The organism is Methylobacterium sp. 285MFTsu5.1 (assembly GCF_000383455.1).
Classification (GTDB): Bacteria; Pseudomonadota; Alphaproteobacteria; order Rhizobiales; family Beijerinckiaceae; genus Methylobacterium.
Genome location: NZ_KB911305.1, coordinates 18,859 through 37,970, shown reverse-complemented (window position 1 = coordinate 37,970; position 19,112 = coordinate 18,859). Strand labels below are relative to the sequence as shown.

13 protein-coding genes and 1 pseudogene are annotated in these 19,112 nt (G+C 64.2%); 2 read left to right on the top strand and 12 right to left on the bottom strand.

Annotation, left to right across the window (positions count from 1 at the left end):
• Together istA and H288_RS35340 are read right to left on the bottom strand one after the other, a co-directional pair.
• Positions 1-1,058: IS21 family transposase (gene istA, locus H288_RS0129120; RefSeq protein WP_043713382.1), on the bottom strand; the 1,058-nt coding region annotated here is incomplete at its 3' end.
• Between the two features lie 258 nt (positions 1,059-1,316).
• On the bottom strand, positions 1,317-1,787 hold the full coding sequence (locus H288_RS35340) for a hypothetical protein (protein WP_158684266.1): 471 nt from the start codon (positions 1,785-1,787) through the stop codon (positions 1,317-1,319).
• A 202-nt stretch (positions 1,788-1,989) separates the two neighbouring features.
• Between H288_RS35340 and H288_RS35335 the strand changes: the two genes are divergently transcribed.
• On the top strand, positions 1,990-2,313 hold the full coding sequence (locus H288_RS35335) for a hypothetical protein (protein ID WP_158684265.1): 324 nt from the start codon (positions 1,990-1,992) through the stop codon (positions 2,311-2,313).
• Positions 2,314-3,096: 783 nt separating this feature from the next.
• Here H288_RS35335 and H288_RS0129115 read toward each other — a convergent pair.
• Positions 3,097-4,125 (bottom strand): IS110 family transposase, encoded by a 1,029-nt coding sequence (locus H288_RS0129115; RefSeq protein ID WP_020096106.1) that lies wholly within the window; start codon positions 4,123-4,125, stop codon positions 3,097-3,099.
• A gap of 74 nt (positions 4,126-4,199) precedes the next feature.
• On the opposite strand from H288_RS0129115, the pseudogene H288_RS0129110 reads away from it, so the two are divergent.
• Positions 4,200-4,820: pseudogene (locus H288_RS0129110) on the top strand (IS630 family transposase); the annotation flags it as partial.
• A gap of 255 nt (positions 4,821-5,075) precedes the next feature.
• On the opposite strand, the gene H288_RS36140 reads toward H288_RS0129110, so the two are convergent.
• From H288_RS36140 to H288_RS0129065, 9 genes are all read right to left on the bottom strand, one after another.
• Positions 5,076-6,371, bottom strand: a complete 1,296-nt coding sequence (locus H288_RS36140) for a transglycosylase SLT domain-containing protein (protein ID WP_245274583.1) — start codon at positions 6,369-6,371, stop codon at positions 5,076-5,078.
• A gap of 412 nt (positions 6,372-6,783) precedes the next feature.
• Positions 6,784-8,655 carry a serine/threonine-protein kinase gene (locus H288_RS0129100; RefSeq protein WP_020096104.1) on the bottom strand — a complete coding sequence of 624 codons (1,872 nt, stop codon included), beginning with the start codon at positions 8,653-8,655 and terminating at the stop codon, positions 6,784-6,786.
• Between the two features lie 16 nt (positions 8,656-8,671).
• Complete coding sequence (locus H288_RS0129095) at positions 8,672-9,484, bottom strand: protein phosphatase 2C domain-containing protein (RefSeq protein WP_020096103.1); 813 nt, start codon at positions 9,482-9,484, stop codon at positions 8,672-8,674.
• Positions 9,481-10,170, bottom strand: coding sequence for a type VI secretion system-associated protein TagF (gene tagF / locus H288_RS33045; protein ID WP_020096102.1), 690 nt, complete (start codon positions 10,168-10,170; stop codon positions 9,481-9,483). Before tagF ends, H288_RS0129095 begins: the two co-directional genes overlap by 4 nt.
• 5 nt (positions 10,171-10,175) lie before the next feature.
• Entirely contained in the window at positions 10,176-13,760 is a 3,585-nt protein-coding gene (gene tssM / locus H288_RS0129085) for a type VI secretion system membrane subunit TssM (RefSeq protein ID WP_020096101.1), read from the bottom strand.
• 71 nt (positions 13,761-13,831) lie between these two features.
• Positions 13,832-15,073, bottom strand: a complete 1,242-nt coding sequence (gene tssL, locus H288_RS0129080) for a type VI secretion system protein TssL, long form (protein WP_020096100.1) — start codon at positions 15,071-15,073, stop codon at positions 13,832-13,834.
• Positions 15,074-15,353: 280 nt separating this feature from the next.
• A complete protein-coding gene (gene tssK / locus H288_RS0129075; RefSeq protein WP_026605394.1) occupies positions 15,354-16,691 on the bottom strand; it encodes a type VI secretion system baseplate subunit TssK in 1,338 nt (445 codons plus the stop codon).
• Positions 16,692-16,906: 215 nt separating this feature from the next.
• Positions 16,907-18,277, bottom strand: coding sequence for a type VI secretion system-associated FHA domain protein TagH (gene tagH / locus H288_RS34395; RefSeq protein WP_026605393.1), 1,371 nt, complete (start codon positions 18,275-18,277; stop codon positions 16,907-16,909).
• A 292-nt stretch (positions 18,278-18,569) separates the two neighbouring features.
• Positions 18,570-19,112, bottom strand: coding sequence for a hypothetical protein (locus tag H288_RS0129065; protein WP_020096097.1), 543 nt, complete (start codon positions 19,110-19,112; stop codon positions 18,570-18,572).

Below are 19,112 nucleotides of genomic sequence, written 5' to 3'. Positions count from 1 at the left end.
ACCAAACGGCCTGCGTCGAAGATCTGGATCTCGTCGGCGAACTGGTGGACCTCGACGACACGCCGTGTCCGGTCGGGCACGCTGTAGAGGTTGCCGCCGACGCTCACGAGGCCATCGTGGGTGACGCGCCGCTCCAGACGCAGTACGGCCCGGAACGGCACGGCCGGCAGCGGCTGCAGGCTGGGCCGCTCTTCGGCGAAGGCTTCCGAGACGATGCGCAGCGTCGTGCCGTGCAGGCGCACGTTGGCGACGGTGGCGAGCCAATCGCCAAGCTGGACGTTCAGGTCCTCGAGATTGCGGAAGCTACGGGCGAGGAGGAAGTCCTCGCGCACGTAGCGGAACGGCCGCTCCACCTTTCCTTTGGTTTTCGCCCGGTAGGGCCGGCAGGCGCGCGGCAGGAAGCCGTAGTGGGTGGCCAGCGCCACGAGCGAGCGGTTGTAGACGATGTTGCCGTCCTCGCTCTCGCCGGTCACCGCGGTCTTCATGCGGTCGTAGAGGATCTCCAGCGGCACGCCGCCCAGGGCCGTGAAGGCGGCGATGTGGCAGCGCAGGACTGTCTGCAGATCCTGGTGCAGGACAAAGCGCGCCCAGACGTGGCGGGAGTGGCCCAGCACCATCGAGAACAGCCAGACGATGCGCGTCACGCCCGGCTCGTCCGCAAACGAGACGACGAAGCGGGCGAAGTCGGCCTGGGCCTGCTGGCCGGGCGGGGTCTCGAAGCGGACCTCGAACGGCGCGGGCACCGTCGGGCGTATCCCGCGCAGGTAGTCGGTGACTGCGGTGTAGCCGCCCGCGTAGCCGCGCTCCTTGAGCTCGCGCCAGAGACGCGAGCCGGTCAGTGCGGGATAGGCGGCGACGCGCTCGCGCAGGTAGGCGGTGAAGGGGTCGAGGCGACGTTCGCGGGGCGGGCGTGGTGTGTAGGCCGGGGGTTCGAGGCCGCGGGCGATGTACCGACGTACCGTCTTGCGGTCGAGGCTGAGCTGGCGAGCGATGGCCGTGACGGACAGGCCCTGGCGGTGCAGGTCCAGGATCATGACGAGTTCTCCGAGCTGGATCACCGCCGACACTCCTCGTGCGCTCACGAGGTTCGATCATCGGCGACGTGACGACGCCCGGCTGCCCAGTTCAGCGCCTCCGACCCTGCGGACGCGCGCAGAACTGGGGATTTTTCAGTCGGCGCCTTCGTCCATCATTCACCCTCCGTCGTGCGGGCGCTGCCGTGAAGAATTTGGCCCATAGCGCATCCCTCGCCGCATGGTGGTCAACCGTACCACCACATCGCGGGATCAAACACCTAGCGCGTTGCTGCAATATCGTCATTTACCTGATGATTTTTTAGAACCATCACCATGTCCGTTTTTGAAATGGGCGTGAACTTCTTTCTTTTGGTATTGTATATGAAAATGTGGTCCATGGCCGACTATTTCATGAAATATTGCAGTTTGGCCACTTTTTGTCTTGTTGGCATTTGTAGAGTTATATGCATTCAAGAATTTTAACATATCGGGAATGTTGTCCTCTAAGCCATGTGATCTAATATCTATCGCGGCCCAAACGCCATGTGCCGTTATTTTCTTTTTCTTTGTCACGTTCTTGTAGATGCTGTCATTTTCAGACTGACTTCTATATATACATGTAACAATCACATCTTTATTGAAGCTTGAGGACACATAGTCCGCTAATTTTTGTACGATACTACAAAGCGCGGGATTAAAATGCTGCAGCTTGACATATTGCGGCTGCAAGTCTTTATCTTTTACGTAGAGCATAGCTGGACCTGCGATCATTCTTGAACATCGGACGTATCTATGCATTTCAGAATGAAAATGGGAAGAGAAAGTTTCTAGTGCCATTCTAGTGTCATTTCCCATGCAAAAATCCTATTACCTATAGTAATGATTTTCTGGTAGTGAATAATTGTGCTCAATATTTTTGGTGCGACAAAATAAACGGATGATGACCTGTCCGGAAGATTCAATGGAGACTTAAATGGCTGAAGACGAAAGACTAAAAGATAAGCCAAAAGACAACGGTGGAACTCTTCCTACTATGAAATATGATTACAAAACGATGCCGATGATCTCAGAGAATATTTGGCACGCTCAGATGGCTGGATGGGATAGAGTACTTACTTACGATTACGTGTCTGACACTCAAATTCGAGAAAAGCAAAGGCGCGACAAACGCGCCAAAAGTATTGTCAAAGAGGGAGTTGTTCGATCGAGAAATAGCAGTGCCGACGAATACCCGTTTGCTTCAACTGTAGAAAATGCGGGTAGTGTTTTTATTGGACATGCATCTAAAGAAGAGTAGGATCGTCAAGGAGGTTTAATTTCTGCTTTTTATAAGACTCATAATGGAAAGATTATAGCTGGCGGAAAACCATTTTGGTTTGAAGTAAAGGTAATAAACTATCCTACAGAAAAAGCCGAAGCTGCTCTCAAGCTCAAAAAATAACAGCTTCTTGTGAACGTATTCGTATCCCTCGGACCTACATGCCAATCCTGCGTGGCTGGAACAAACTAGATGCCACCTTGCCGTAATCTGGTGAAGGCAGGCTGGGCAAGCTGCGCCCTGTCCTAGCTTCTGGGTTCTGAAAAATAGCAGGATGGCCTCGTTCCCCTGGGAACAAGCCAGGGACCTCTTCTCGTGGGAGTACCCTGTTTGACCTCTAAGCGTGGCCTGTGCCTAATGCCGAGTGGCGCGCTGGAGCGTCGTGCGGGAGATTGAGACCGCAGAACTGAAAAAGACCCGCCTTTGGGGGCGGGCCTCTCACAGCCGGTGGTGTCACCGGGATAGATGTCTGATTGGCGTCAACATCATCCCTGACAGCACCGCCTTCGTCAACGTATGGCCCGCCCCGTCCGCAAGTGGCTTGGATCCGCTGGTCTGTGCAGTCTGCATCAACGTATCCGGCCTTCCGGCGAGCCGTTAGCCAAGATGGAGATCCGCGCGTCCTGGGCCTCATAAAGGGGTCGGCGTCGAGCGCCATTTTTGCGGAGAGGCTTGCAGAACACCGGTCGACTGTCAGGCCATCTTCCTCTCACCGCCCGCAGACATCGGAAGGCCGGCGCGTCCGCGTCGGCCGAACTCGGATCAGGCAGTCACGGCCGCCGGCTCGTAGACGCGCCCGTGGCGCAGCAGCGCCCAGACGATGCGCGCCATCTTGGCCGCCAGGGCGACCACCGCCGTATTGACGTGCGACCGCGCCAGCAGCCCGCGCAGCCACTGCCCGAGATGGGTATCGCTCTGGCGCAGCGAGGGCAGCGCGGCGCGGGCACCCTGGACCAGCGTCTTGCGCAGGTACTTGCTGCCGCGCTTGGTGATGCCGACGAGCCGAGGCTTCCCGCCGGTCGTCACCTGCCGCGGTACAAGGCCGAGCCAAGCCGCCAGATCGCGCCCGCGGGCGAAGCTGGCCACGTCGCCGATGGCCGCCACCAGCGCGGTCGCGTTGAGTGCGCCGATGCCCGGGATCGTGGTCAGCCGACGAGCGTCCTCGTTGATGCGGGCCTGCTCGGCGAACTCGGCGTCGAGCGCGGCGATGCGCCGGTCGAGATCCTGCCAGCGTTCGCGCACCTCGGCCATGAGGGTTCGCATGCGCGGTGTGAGCGATGCGCCCGCGTCCGTGTCCAGCAACGCGGCCAGGCAAGCGGTGAGCTTGGCGCGCCCCTGCGCCACGACGTGGCCACGCTCCAGCAGGACGGAGCGGATCTGGTTGGTCAGCGCCGTGCGCTCGCCCACGAGCTGGTCGCGCACCCGGTGCAGGGTCTGCACGTCGAGCTGCGACTCGGATTTGAGTGCCACGAAGCGCATCGTCGGGCGTGTGGCCGCTTCGGCGATGGCCTCGGCGTCGCGGTCGTCGTTCTTCTGCGCCTTGACGTAGGGGCGCACGTACTCCGGCGACATCAATCGGATGGTGTGGCCTTGCTTGGCCAGGGCGCGGCCCATGTGATGGGCGCCACAGCAGGCCTCCATCGCAACGACGCACCCCGGCAGCTTCGCGCCGAAGGCGATCACCCCCTCGCGCTGCATGCGTCGGCGCAGCACGACCCGCCCCGCCGCGTCCAGCCCGACGAGGCTGCAGCTGTTCTTGCCCAGATCGATCCCAAGAACCGCGATCGTCATCGTCCTGCTCCCTTCCTCATCTCGGCTACCCTGCAAGCCTAGCAGCGTAGCCCGGTGAGGGGCCGGCCATCCATAAAGGGGCGATCCACGCCGCAGAGCAGGCACGCGAGGACGTAAGGGCGGCCCGCGAGGCTTGGTTCGAGAACCAGGGCGCCCTCGATCCCGACAGACTGGTCTTCCTCGACGAGACCGCCGCGGCCACTAACATGGCGCGCCGCTACGGCCGGGCGCCGCGAGGCGAGCGCTGCCGCCTCGCCGTCTCGCACGGGCATTACAAGACTACCACCGTCACCGCCGCGCTGCGCCGCAATGGCCTGTGTGCCACCGCCCTGTTCGTGGGAGCCACCAATGGCACACGCTTCCGGGCCTACGTCATCAGCACACTCGTGCCCGTGCTCAAGCCCAACGACACCGTCATCCTCGACAACCTGCAGGCTCACAAGGTGGCAGGTGTGCGCGAGGCCATCGAGGCCGCGGGGGCGAGGCTGCTCTACCTCCCACCCTACAGCCCGGACTTCAATCCGATCGAGCAGATCTTCGCCAAGTTGAAGTGCCTGCTCCGAACTGCGGCGACCCGCACTGTCCCCGACCTGTGGCACACCATACGGCAGGCCTTCACTCGGTTCACGGCCAACGATTGCAGCAACTGCATCGCTGCCGCCGGGTACGACACCGATTTGGCCGTCGCTACGTGAGCGGGCATGGCTCTAGCCAGATCGCTGCGCCAACAGTCAGGCCACACAGCGTCCGTTCGGTACGGCGGAAGTCGATTGGTAATTCACCGGAGGTTGCCACGATTGATCCTCTGATCTGAACAGATTGCCTTCCATGGCGGCCGGTGCTTCATCGCCAATATAGGATTTACGCTCGATGAGTCAGCGCTTCATCGAGTCGTCAGATATCTCTTGAGTGTGACGGAACACCATCGCCAATCGGGTTCATCGCGAGCTTCAAGGCGGCGGCTTCGGAGGGTCTGAGGAACCGGGTTCGGTCGCGTTCTCGGTACGCGTCAGGGTGTGGACGTTGCGGTACCGGCTCAGACGCAGTCCGATCATCGTTTCGAATTTATCACGGACGGCGCTTACCGAGAGGCGGCGGACCGTCCCGTCATTGGCCGATGAGTAGAAGATCGGCTTATTTGCTTCGGCGGGCCTCGGCAGGATATCGGCGGCCGCCGTGTTGGGCGCTTCCACAGCTCGGCTGATCAGGCGCTCCGCGCCGTCCGGGCCAAGGAAGTGGACTAGGTACGTTTCACCCCCGGTCAGAGGCCGGCCTAGGCGGCGAGCGATCCGGTCGCCATCGCGTTTCAGCATCTCGGCCGCGAAGACTGCCGATAGATATGCGTCGCGCCTGAGCGTAAGGATGCGCAATCGGTCTGCCGGTGGCAAGTCACCCGCGCATAATCGGGCATCCCGTTCGAGCCCGTAGGCGCTTCCGAAATCTCGCACCACACCTAACCATGTCTTCTCGATAAACTGAAATAGACCCGTCGCTGAGGAGGTCTGAGCCTGAACTTCTGTGGCGAAGCTTGATTCCTTATCGGCGATTGCCATCAGCAATACCGGATCCATACTCGTGATCCGCGCTGCTCGCACGATCTTTTCGACGAGGTAGCGCCGGATCCGCATGGGGCCGAAGACCAGAAGCTCGTCGGGATCATGCGCTTGGCCGCCTTCTAGAGCAGTGGCTAGAGAGGCGTAGGCAGCAAGTTCCGGCCGATCCGATGCCCGGCGGCGGGCGTCCGTGAGGTCGCCCTGCAGGATCGACTTGCCGACTGATGGCGCCAGTTTCACTGAGGGCCGCGTGATCGGGCGCGCATCGGCGAGCGGTACGCGCTTGAGCTCGATGCCTGGCGGGGCCAGCTTGATAACAGGCGCGAGCGGCGAAGAGGGGGCAGGCTCGGCGTCCGTGACGTCGTAGAATTGATCTGCGAGATCCGGTGAGACGAGGATGACGGGCTGGTCCGAGGCCAGAGACAGAATAGCCGTCGCCCCGGTGAGGTCGGGGTCCTCCTCCTGCTCGTCTGGCACTATGAGCCACCCGATTCCGATAGCAGTACAGACAAGCAGCGCGATGAGCGTCGAGCCAACGAGGGGTCGCCGCGTGAGATCGACGGGATGCGTGAGGGAAAGAAGGGTCCGCCATGCAGTCTCAGCAACTTCGTTCCCACGCGGCTGCAACCTGATTGTCCGCTCCGCGTGAAGACGTTCGGCGGTGAAAGCAGCAACAGCGTCGAACCAATCCACCGGCGGCGTCCCTCGGGGGCCCTCCTCCTCCAAGGCCGAGACCCGCGCGGAGATGTGTTCGGCAAGGAGGCGCGATGTCCTTAGCTCGCGAGTAAGCTCGCGTGGACTGATCGAGCATCCGCGCGCCCGCGCGTCGATGGCGCGGAACCAGTGGGACAGAGGGGGGTGCGGTTTTGAGAAAGGCGTCCCCTGACAAGGATAGACTTTGTGCCCGCAGCCAGTGCACGAGAATGCTCTATGCTTGGCGGCGGGCACGAATTTGCCCGCCTGGCCACAGGCTTCGCAGACTTTCGCACCGCACAACCGCATGATTTCGGCGAGGCACGCCTCCTCCGTCAGAAATTCCCCGAGCTTGATCGGCGAATTTACAGAAGCACGCGCCCAGAATTCTGCCGGAGGATTTAGCATCGTCTCATCCTCCGGTGAGCTTGAAATACTTCATCGTTACGCCGGTGATTTGGCCCTTCGCCTCCTCATCGCCGAGAATCCTGGCGAAACGCTCCGCGGTGAGTGGTCCGCCTTTCAGGGCCTCGTGGAGGCTGACCAAGGGGCGATAGCTTGCGAGAGCCATGAGAAGTAGAGGCGTGGCGTCGGCGTTTGGCTCAGCAGGCATTAACCGAAGCCTTAGGTTAAGGATGTTGCCGGCTCGCGTCACATATCCTGCAAGATTATGGACAATCCCGTCGTGCGAGATGAGCAGCAACTCGACGGGCCGGTCCGGCCGCATCTCCGATCTTGCCACCAGTTCGTCTCCGCGTCGCAGGATGTCCGATTTTAGGGTCAGGCTCGGCTGAGGCATCGCTCGCTGGGCAGGGCTCCTGCGGCCGAGGAAATCGACGATCGGGCATTGAGCTGCCGTCACTTGGCGGAGGTTGATCTCGGGATCGAACCCGAGAGTGCGCTGAAACGCCTCGTCGAATTCCATGAATGTGGCCGGCGTCGCCCCGTAAGCCTCAATCGTCGTATCGTTGACCGCGACCGTAACGGGGGCGATGAAGAAGCAGCGGCCGCCGGAATAGTCGCGGAGGAAATCGCGAACCTGATCGATGCTGGCTGCGCGGGCCGGATTTGTCGGTTTGTCGACCGTCTCGCCGGGGGGCGGCCCATCTGGTACCGAGGTGTCGCGCTGTTCGTTCCCGGGATTGGGTGCATCATCGGGTCCGGCGCCACCGCGCATGTCCGGGTCGGCATGCTTTCTACGGTCCGTCGTCGTGCCGAGACGTTCCGAATCGGACGGGGGAGAGAGTGAATCCGAACCCTTGGGCGGCAGGTCATTGGCGTCCGTCGGTTCGGGAACCGACTTGCTCGTCCGTGCACCGTAGAAGGTGCTCAGATCGAGGTTACCCGTCAGGTAGGCCGCGCCCCAGCCAGCTGCGAGAATAAGCACAGTGGCGAGACCCGCGATCCCCCAGAGGCGTCCCCGTCTGCCCCCTGCGGGCAGCGGGATCCAGTCCGCGATCTCGGCCATGCGGGCGGGACGGTCCTTGGGGTTGGACTGCAACATGCGCTGAAGGATCTGGCGCAGGACTGGATCGATGCCAGAGATCTCTGGGACTCTGCGCCGCTTTTCGAGCACTTCGACATGGCTCGTACCCATGTCGAGGTGCTTGCCGCAGGCCGCCGCGGCGATGACGAGGCCGAGGCTATAGATGTCCGAGCGCGGGCCGACCTCCCCGCCGTAGAGTCCGAGTTGCTCGGGCGAGACGTAATTGATCTTGCCGGCGAAGCCGCTGCCAATCAACGTGCCGTCGCCGAGCGGCGAGCGCGCGATCCCAAAATCGATGATCTTCGCGCGAGCGACATCGCCTCCGGGCAAGAGGATGTTGTCCGGCGAGAGGTCGCGGTGGATGATGCCGTGCTGGTGGGCGGCCTGCAATCCTAGGGCCAGACGGTGCATCAGCACCCGGATCTCGCCCGTGCCGAGCGCGCCGCGTCGGATGATGTCGGAGAGGGCCTCGCCCTCGACGAACTCCATCGCGAGGTAGGGGATGCCGAGCACCGGATCGATCGTGAACACGAAGTAGCGAACGATCGCCTCATGGTGCAGGTTGTGCAGCGACGAGGCCTCCTTGCGGAACAGCGAGAGCGCCATCTCATTGCGGGCCATGTCGGGCCGGATCGTCTTGATGGCTACGGCGTCGCGGGTGACGATCGCGCGGCCACGATAGATATCACCCATCCCGCCGGACGTGATGAACGCCTCGACCTCGTAGAGCCCGTTGAGCTGCGTGCCCGGCGGCAAGCGTCCGTGGGGGGCGGTTACAACGATAGTTTCTTCGCTCATGGGCGGACCTTGCACCTTACATGTCCGCCAGGGCCGGCGGGTCGACCGCGCCTGGCTCCGGTTCATACCGCACCACCACGGCTGTCACATTGTCGGTGCCACCATCGGCGAGGGCGAGGGCGATAAGCGCGTCGCAGGCCGCTTGGGGATCGGCGCCGTCCAGTTCGGCGAGGATCTGCGCGGGCTCAGCATGGCCGGTCAGCCCATCGGAGCAGATCAGGAACATGTCCCCCACCTCCATCACCCCGTGGATCATCTCCAGTTCCGGCTCGGCTTGGACGCCCACGGCCCGAGTCACCACGTTGCGGCGGGGATACGCCTTCGCTTCCTCGGGGGTGAGCGTGCCTTTGTCGAGGAGGCGCTGGACCTCCGTATGGTCGCGGGACAACTGGTCGATCGCGCCGCCGCGGATGCGATAGATCCGGCTGTCTCCGAGCCAGACGCAGGCGAAATCGCTCTCGAAGGCCAGAAGCACAGCGACGGTCGTACCGATGATATGTCCTCGGTCCCGGGCTAGGTCCTGGATCGCCATGTTGGCGCGCAGGATGCGATCCTGGGTGCGCGAGAACAGGTCGCCGGGAGAAACCGCCGTGCCGATCGAGGCGAGACACTCGATTGTGGTCGCGCTCGCGACGTCGCCGGCCGCGTGGCCGCCCATCCCGTCGGCCACGGCGAAGACGCCGATCTCGGGGGCGAGGAGGTAGTTGTCCTCGTTGATCTGGCGCACCCGGCCGGTATCGGTCGCGGCGGCGCACCGGAATGGCGGTCGGTACGGCTTGCTTGGCTCGGCGAGCGGGACATCGAAGGGATCCAGGGATCGCGGCGTCATGCGGGGGCCCCTGCCTCGCGGCTGCTGATCAGAAATTGCGCGAAGATGGTGGGATCTGGCAGGCCAACCGCCATCATCACCCGTGGGCGGAAGGCGGCGCCGCCGGTCGTCCACCAATAGCTCGATCCGGCGCTGCCCCGGTCGGGGTCCGCGCCGCGCAGGGCGGCGAAGGCGGCCGGCGGATCGCCGTCGAAGGGACCGGCCAGCGTATTCCGGCCGAGGCGCAGGAGGCCGGGTACCGCCCCGACGCCGGAGGTCGCCGCCGGCGAACCGAGGCCGGCGACAGCGGCGGTCAACTCATCGAGCGTGGTCTCCAGTCCGAGGGCGCTGAGCAAGATGTCTTCGGCCGCGCCGAGCCACGCGTCGTGCGCTTCGGTTTCCGGATTCGGCAGCGTCTCATCGGCCTCCGCGCCGGCGGCGAGCACGAGGGGGAAGTAGCGCCCGACGCCGTCGACTGAGGGCATGAGGACGCCGAGCATCGTCATCCCGCAGACCGCGTGGCCGATCCAGAAGCGCCAGATCGGCGCGTGCAGGTAGGAGTCCTGCCAAGCCGTGCCGAGCTGCGCCCGGCTCGACGCGACTCCCTGCTGCAACCACGGCTCGAAGGTGGCCAGGAAGCCGCGCCAGGTCTGAATGGCCACGAAATCCCGCTTGGCCGGAAGCTTGCCGTAGAGGGCGAAGCGCATGGCCGTCAGATCCCTGAAGGGCAGCGGAAGTCCCGCAAGCCCGGAAGGACAAAGGGGTTTGTAAGCGCGCTGACGTTGATCTGATAGGAGAGCTGGCGTCCCCCGACCACGAAGGTCGCCATGATATTGTCGCCCTGCTTCAATACGGAGCCGGTATCGAGCGCTCGGAAGAGAGACCAGACACCAGTCTTCTCCATCACGATGGGTTGCGTGCCGTAGCCGAAATCCAGGGTGATCGCCGTCCGGCCGAGTCCGGCGGGGCCCGGCCATTGCATCGTCACGGGCGCGTTCACCCCCTGCTGCGTCTCCAGCACCGTCCCGTTCACGTCGAGCTTCGCCTTGGACACGTCGGCGCTAAGTGTCAGCGGCGTCACCGCGAAGGCGAAGGCGGGCATGTTCCCCCCGGTCGGGAAGAACGCCTCGCGGATCTCCGAGGCGCGCTGGAACTCGCGCAGCGTGTTCGCGGAGAAGGCCCGCGCCACCTGATCGTCCTGCCGCCAGACCCATTGCGGACGGGACCGGTCGGCGTGGGAGGCGAGGTTTGTGGTGAAGTAGCGGTCGAGGATGCCACCCGGCCCAAACAGCCGCGCGAAGTCCGCGAGCGGCGTCTCCCGCTCGCTGGCGCGTGAGAAAGGATACCGGTTCGTCACGATCTGCTGGCAATCCCGAATCACCTGCTCACCGAGAGATTGGGCGACCTGCGAGACCGCCGCGCCGGTTGCGCTGCCCTCGAACTCGGCGGCAACGCCCCGGATCATCGTCTCGAAGGGCGGCGGGAACCGCGCCGCCAGGGCATGGAGGGCGCGCGCTTGGGTGACGAGCGTGTTATTCGCCTGCGCCGCCTCGTTCGGGTTCAGGGCCTGGAGGGCGGCGGTCTTGATCTCGCTGAGGCCGGCGATCAGCGTATCTACGGCGCGCCGGCCTGGCTCGCCGTCGAGGAGGACGTGATAGGGCCGGAAGGCAGCCTCGATAGCAGCGCCCGGCGCCTCGTTGGTGGGGATCGCGAAGCGGTCCGCGCCGGTCCGAGAGCCGATTCCGATACCCGCAAGACCACCCGGAAGTCGGCTCGCAACGGCCCGTTCTGCCATGTCGGCTGCGGCCTTCCCCACGGTGGCCTTGGCCCGATCCAACCGATCGCCCTTAGCGCGGATGTCGCGCTCCCGGGTCAATTGCGTCTCGTCGCGCAGCGACTCGAGGATCTGCCGCAGGGGCGAGGTCGGCGCCGCTACCGCTTGGAGGGCGATGTAGCGGGGCTTGTCGCTGAGGAGGGGGCGCATCTTGAGCTTTCCCAGCGCCTGCCTCCAGGCGGGGACGAAGTCACGGGCGTAGAGTTTGAACAGGTCTCCGAACAGCGTCCCGTATTGCGCCGTATAGGCCTGCTGCTCACCGGCCGGGCCCAGCACCCAGCGGTCGCGCTCGGCAGCGTCAGAGACGTCACCGAACCGGTCGATGAAGGCTTCGAAGAACCCGTCATAAGTGAAGAAATAAGGCACTCGTACCCGGTCGAGGTCGCCGCCGCCGACCACCTCGAAGACCAGCGAGGCATCTGGCCCCCCAGCCTTCAGCGCAGTCCAATCGCGCTGCGAGGTCGTTCGCGCATCGGAGCGAAGCAACTCGTAGGCGCGCTCGGCGATGCTCAGCCGGGCGAGCGTGCGCTGGCAATCGTCGACCAGGGATTGAGTGACCGAGACGAGAAGCGGCTGGCCGTCCTCCAGATCGAGCATCGCCTGAAGGTGCTCTTCGAGGAGCTCGCGGCCCTTGGCGTAGCCGGCGCCGGGGAACAGGTTCTCCGCCCAGTCTCGCCGCATCCATGCGATTATGAGGTCTCGGTCGGGGGGAGCTTCGGGGCGCCCGCCGAGCATCAGGTAGACTTTGAGGGCTTCGTAGAGGAAGCCCGGATTGTTCCTGTTGGCTTCGAGCTGTTCCTCAAGGCGGAAGATCAACCGTGGCCTCAGGAGGCGTTCCAGCCCCGCATGGTAGGCGGTCAGCGCAGCTGAACTCAGGCGATCTCGCTGGCTGAGGCCGAAGGTCGCCAGGATAGGGGGGGCCTCATGACGGGTGGAATAGCCCGCGGGCATGAAACGGAGCGTGTTGAGGAGGGGAACCACGCGGGCGAGGTTGCGATCGGCGACTACCGGCTCGCGCAGGATCTCGCTCGCCTCGCCCTGGTACTTGGCCAAAAGCGTATTGCTCTGCTGCACGAGTTGGCTGTTGCGCAGGTAGCTCGTCCACCACAGGCCGACGAGGATCGCGGAGGCTACCGCGAGCCCAGCATAGGCCCCCAGCCGCATGAGGTTGGAACGGCGCACGGCTTGCCGATCGGTGGAGACCCAGCCGGCTTCGCCTATGATGACGGTCTTCAGGAGATCGGTGAGGAAGTAGCTCCGGCCCTGGCCCGAATAGGCGCCGGCGCCGACCTCCTGCGCGCCGAAACTGCGCGATAGCGAGCCGATCAACTGGTCGATCGGTGTTCCGTTCTGGGTGCCGGAGGTGAAATAGAAACCGCGCAATGTCGCGCTGACATGATAGCGTGAGGGCTCGAAAACGCGGTTGAGGAAATCGACGACGCGTGGCTTGGCGGAGGCGATCTGGCTCGGGAAGCCGAACAACACCACGCGGGAAGTCGGGTTCGGCTCGTCCTGAAGTCTGTCCGGCAGCCAGGCATTGGCCCGCTCGACGAGGGCATCGAACTCCGCGGGCACGTCGCCGATCATGTTGCGGGTCTTCTCGTCCGTTTGGAACGTATGGCCCCAGACCATGCGCCGGCTCGACTCGGGCAGGTGGCCGAAGAACTCCTGGAAGCCCGCCAGAAGGTCGGCCTTGGTGAACAGGACGTAGACCGGGAAGTCGATCCCGAGGCGCTCGTTCAGTTCGAGGAGGCGCTTGCGCACGGCGGTCGAATGAGCGGCGATCTCGGCCTCGTCGGAGGTTAAGAGTTCCGCGATGCTGATCGCAACGATGACCCCATTCAGCGGCTGTTGGGGCCTGTGCTTCTTCAGGATATCGAGGAAAGCAGTCCAACTCTGGCGGTCCGACCGAGGGTCGGAATCCTGCGTGGTGTAGCGGCCGGCGGTATCGATCAGCACCGCTTCGTCGGTGAACCACCAGTCACAATACCGGGTGCCGCCGCTGCCGGCGATGGCTTCCGGGGTCGCCGCGCGGGCGAGGGGGAATCTCAGGCCAGAATTGACGAGGGCGGTGGTCTTCCCCGAGCCCGGCGGCCCAATCATGATGTACCAGGGCAGCTCGTAAAGGTGATTACCCTTACCGCCCTTCGCGCTGCGAAGCGTCACTAGGGCATCGCGCATGGAGGCCTGAAGCACGTCTCGGTCGTTCTCCGGCACCTCATCGCCGGCGGCCATCTCAGCCTCCAGCGCCCGGATAGCCCTGTGCCGCCGATAAAGGACGAAGCCCACATAGCCGGCGGCCGCGAAAAAGATCAGGCAGCTGAGGGCCAGCCGAACCCAGAAGGGGTTGAGGGGCCGCACGTCAGCCACCGCCACCAGCGGGCCGCCCCACCAGACCAGGGCACACAAGGCGAGGGCGCCGGCCACTATGAAGCCGAGGCGGAGCCAAGCGACCAGATTCATTGCGGGACGCTCACACAGGATGGTTCAGGAAGGCGCATCGTTTCGGCTCGTCGACAGACGATGGGAGCGGCTCAGCCACCGCGGGGGATGAGGATCTCGACGCGCCGGTTTCGCGCGCGTCCCTCCGGTGTGTCGTTGGAAGCGATCGGCACGTCCGCGCCCTTCCCCTCTGTGGAGACCCGATCGGGCTGGCCCACGGCAGCGCCCAGGATTTGCGCGACCGCCTTCGCCCGCTCCAGGGAGAGGTGGAAGTTCGACGGAAAGCGAATGTTCTTGATCGGCGCGCTATCGGTATGCCCGACGACCTTGATCGCGCCGGGCTGCACTTGGAGCAGCTTGCCGAGCCGATCCAGCAGGACCCGGAACTCCGGTTTTACCGCGGCGTCGCCGGGCGCGAACATGGCAGAGGCCAAGCGCAATACGATCTGGTTACCCGCCTCGCCGACCGTGATCTTCTGGGCAGCGATGTCGGCCTGAAGGGCGGACTGGAGCTTCGCCGTGGGGCTGGCGGGTCGGGGGGGCGGAGGTGGAGGAGGGGGCGTGTAGACGCGGCGTTGGATGCCGAGTTCGGTTCTCGGATGCACAGCGACGAGCGCGGTGGCTGTTGCCTCGGTGCTTCCCGCAAGCATGAAGCGCAGCAGGATATAGAAGCCTACGAGGAGGGCGCCGACTATCGAACCAATTGCCCAGACGGGGGTTTCCACGCGGGCCGTGATGGGCGCGATCGCTAGGCCCTGCCAGCGCGGCGAGATCTCCCGGTCGGCCGGGCGCGCGCGCCGAAGCAACTCGTAGAGGTTGCGCTGGATCTGCTGCAGGGTGGCGGCACCGCCAGCCGACGTCCGGTGGATGCCCTGAAATCCCATCGCCAAGCAGGCGAACTGGAGTTCGAGCAGATCGTAATTGCCCGTCGGGTCCATTCGGGCGCGGTCGAGTTCCTCGAAGAAACGAACGCCGCCGGTCAGTTCGCCGAAGAAGCGGCTTAACATGCTGTACTGCGTCCAAACATGCCGCTCGTTCGTCGGAATGTTCTGCACCACGTCGTCGGCCGTGGCACAGACGACGTATTTTGCGATCCGCGTCTGCTCGGCCTGGGCGCCGGCGGTGCGGGCATCCTTCTCGAAATCTTCGACGGCGGCCGCGACCTGCTCCATCAGGTTCGCGAACGAGGCTCGGGAGAGTTGGACGCGCAGGCGCCCGAACAGCAGCAAGAGTGGGCCGGCGGCCTTCAGGTAGGGGTTCTTGTTGGCGGCGACGACGATGTCGCGCTTGAGGACAAGCGCTCGCGCCCGCTGGCCTTCCTCATGAGGCAACATCGCGGGGGACGGGCGCGGGGCCGCCCAGGCATCTGGTTGGGCTTCGGAGCCCGGTACGGCCAGGTACGGCATTACGCCCGGCGAGTGAGATGGGGACGCGGACGCAGGGGGAGGTACCTGGGAAGCTGGAGGCGCCTGCGGTGGGCGCCGGCCCGCGGGGTTCGGAACGATAATCGTCCGGTCCCCGCGACCGAAGGGGTCGGACGGAGCGCTCACCGCGCTCGCTCCATGGGAAGAGCGCCCGTGGCTACGACTGCGCCTACGGCTAAGGTGGACCCCATCAGCGCCGTCCCTCCTGCACCGCCCACAATTCCAACTGAAGTTCCGGCCAGTCGCCGGCAAAATGCAGGCCGATGGAGCTTGCGACGCTGAATTCCGGCCAGAGCGGTGACTGCCGGTCCAGAAGGAAGTAGACGTGGTCGGAGATCGCCCGGATCTGCGACGGCGGCGTCGGCAGGTGGACGAGGCCGACGCCAGGCAGGTTGGCGTGGACGATCTCATTCATCTTCGTGTTCGGGCCGACTTTGAACAAGTGGGGGAACTGAGCCTGAATCTCGCTCAAGGGGCGCCGGGCCGAGACCTCGATCACGAAGGCCGAATTGCGGAACAGGTTGCGGTCGCGGATCGTTGAGATGAACGCGTTCTGAGCGCGTTCGATCAAATCCAGTCGAATCGCGCGCCGGGTCAGCGGCGCGCTGAGGAAGTGTTGGATGTCGCGCAACAACGGTTCGAAGACGGACTCCAGGTTGTCGTGATCATAGGCTGGATAGGTCTGCGCCCGCCGTTCCTCGGTGGCGAAGGTGGCGAGTTCGCCGGCGAGACGGAGAAAATCCTCGTAAAGCCGCTCGGGATGGACGTAGCGGGAGCCGCGCAGATGGTGCAGGATGGTGATAGTCCGGTTCAGCACCTGGAGCATTAAGTAATCGGCGCTCTGAAGACCCCCACCAGCGGTCGGATCGGCGGCGTAGCGGGCCAACTCTTCGAGCTTGTTCTCAATCCAGCCGATGACGCGGTCGATCCAGCCCGTCGCGACAGGATGCGCGGCGCAGACGAGGAGCGGCGGAGCGAAGCGTTCGTCCAGCACGATCGCCCGATCGCGGACCTCGACCACTCGCCCGATCGCCAGTGCCACGTAGCCCGGCTTAGGGCCCCGGCCGAGATCGAAGGTGAGGCGTGGATGGGCGATCTCGATCTCTTCCTCGACGCGCAGCGCCGAGGTTGAGTCGATCAGCGTCTCGGTCGCGGGGTAGAAGCGGCTCGCGCTTTCCGCCTCGGCGGATTCGACCTCGCGGCTATTAGGGGTCGCCACCGGCATCATCAGCCATAGGATCTTTTTGCCGGCATCCTGTGGGACGTCGAGGGGTGACGGCAGGGGAGACTGCCCCGGAATGTCGAACGGCGTCCCATCGGGCATAATCCCCGTGGCACGGCGCACCGAGAAGCGACTCTGCTGTGCCAGGTCGCGGTCGATCTCCAGATGGGAAAAGCCCCATGGATAGGGTGTCAGATGCCGGATACGACTCTCGACCAGGTTCTCGAGGTAGCGGTCGGCCTGCTGCAGGTGATGCGGACGCAGGAACAGGCCCTCAGACCAAACAATCTTACTGTTCCAAGACATTCGCACTGCCCTTACCGAAGATGTTGTATAACCCCACTGTCGAAGCCTGTCAGTCAAGAAATTCGGCTTCCGCAGTAATCCTCGGACCCGCAATTAAGGAGCCACACCGGACTGGATATGATATGGGCCGAGTGCCCGGTACGATCGGGAGTAGCTATCAATAAAACGTGAAGCAATGCGGAGCAGAGGCGGGACGATGTCGAATGCTCGATCGACTATGTATCGCCGGAATCGTAGCACTCCGAGAAGAAGCGCATGAACGCGTCCTCCATTCCATCGTCGTGAGCGGCGGTCATCGTATCCCACCTCGTGGCATAGAGGTCCCACAGGCGCGCCTTGCGCGACCCGAGCAAGGCATTTAACCCACGATCATCGCCAAGCGAGGCCTCAATGGCGTCAGGGTCGAGGTCCTGGAGTAGCAGGCGCACGGCGTGCTGCATCGCCGCGTAGACTTTGACCTGATGGGCCTTCAGATCGCGAAAACCGTCTTCCATGGCGCGGCGCGGCGGCAGATAGCCGCTCGTGGGACGGCCGAACAGGATGCGCAGCGCATCCTCGACGGTCGGAGTGAACTTGAGCGGGTTGTTGTCTAGGGCCTGGATCATAGTCTGGTTGGCGGCGCGGGCTGCCCGCTTCGTCTCCGCTCGCGCGGCGAGTAACTGTTTGAGATTCTCGATGGAAAGCCGCGTCAGGGCGCCGAGGTCCTCGGCGAAATCGCCCGGGTCGCGCCAGTCGAACAGGTCGGCGGGCACGCCCGCACCCTTAGCGAACCGCTGCACAAAACTGTCCACGCCCGCATGGGCCCCGAGGGTAGAGGCACTCCTCTCGATGCCGGAGAGCGGCGCCATGGCATTCTCGAAAGGCGGTGCGGAAGGAGGGGGCGAAGGCGCGGCGCGTTGGAGCGGTTCAGTGCCGAGGGTTGGCGCCCCCCAGGGATTATCGCCTGGCGGTGCCGAGATGCCCCCACGGCGGGACGGTGGGTCGCTCCAAGGAGATCCAGATCCGGTGGGCGGGGCGACCCACGGGGGCGAGTCGACCGGCGCGCGGTCCGGACGAGGCTCAGGGACCGGAGCGAATCCCGAAGCGACCGGTGTGGGCGGGAGGTCCATCTGCCACTCGGAGTAGTCGGCTCGGGCTGAGCGATGGTCAGCGGGACGCAGGTCCGCGCGCGAGATCTGAGGCGCGGCGTCGTCACTCGCCGACCAGGGGTCCTGCAGATCGTGGTCTCGGCTGCGCTCGGGAGCTGAAGCGGCCGTGCGCGGCGACTCGCCGTCGATCTCGACCCGTATGATGAAATGGCCGATATAAAGTCGGTCGCCGGCCCTCAGGCAATGCGGCTCTTGGAGACGATGCACCGTCTGATTGACGAAGGTGCCGTTGCGCGACACGTCGTGCAGCCAGTATCCCCCATCCCGCCAGCGCACCTCACAATGGCGCCCCGAGATCGCGCGCGAGGGATCCGGCAGCGTCCAGTCCAGATACTGATCGCGACCGATATCGAGACCGCGCGTCCCACTGGTCGTGAAACTCAGCGGACCCCCATCCGGTAAGCTGGTCTCGTTCTCGATGATTAGACTCAGCGGCATCGTGCCGGACTGGCTCCTGTTCCGCCGCGCCGGTCCGGCCACGGCTCAATCGATGTACCGAAAGGCGCGAGCGCGCGCATCCGGGCGGCCTTGTTAATCCTGGCAAAATCTCATCAATCTTACCGTGTAGGGACTGCAGAGATCGGCTCAGATCCCGAGCGGAAGCTTCTTCGAAGGCTTCCGAGTCGAGTCGCGGCGCCAAACCGCGCTCCTCCGCCGACGGGAAGCGCCAAAAGCCCTTGTTACGACGTGCAGTCTTCCAGCGAACCGGCTAGCCATTTGGCGGACAACACTAAGATGCGTGCATGAGGCGCACGCCTCCGTCCAGGCATTGCCGCAGGCAGGTGGCCCGCTCGCGGGCGACGACCCGAGAGAGGCCGCCGAGGATCGCGACCCGCACCGCCTTGGCGGTGTAGTGAGGTGCGGCCATAACCGTCCCATGCCCAGGCCTCGCGATGTTACCGCCAGACCATCCCGCCGCCAGCGCGAGCCAAGTCGTCGGGCAGCGCCGGTCGCCGCCGGTCGCGCAGCCGAGTGCGGCCAGCCTCTGCTCCTCCTCGGGCTCGCGCACCCAGGCCTCGGCGGCTTGCATGCCCCTGAACTCCGCTGCGCCCGGCGAGAGGAGGCGCACGCACTGGCAGGCCCACCAGACCGCCTCTCGGCGTCCCAGGACATAGGCGCAGAAGGCGATACCATCCTCGGGCGTTTTGCTGTCGCCGAGGCGTTGCAAATAGGTGACCGGCGCCTCGTTTGTGGGCCCAGCCACCATGTCGTCGCGCAGGGTTGGAAGTGCATCGAAGACTTCCTGAACTGTGCTGAAGCGCAGCCTCGTCAT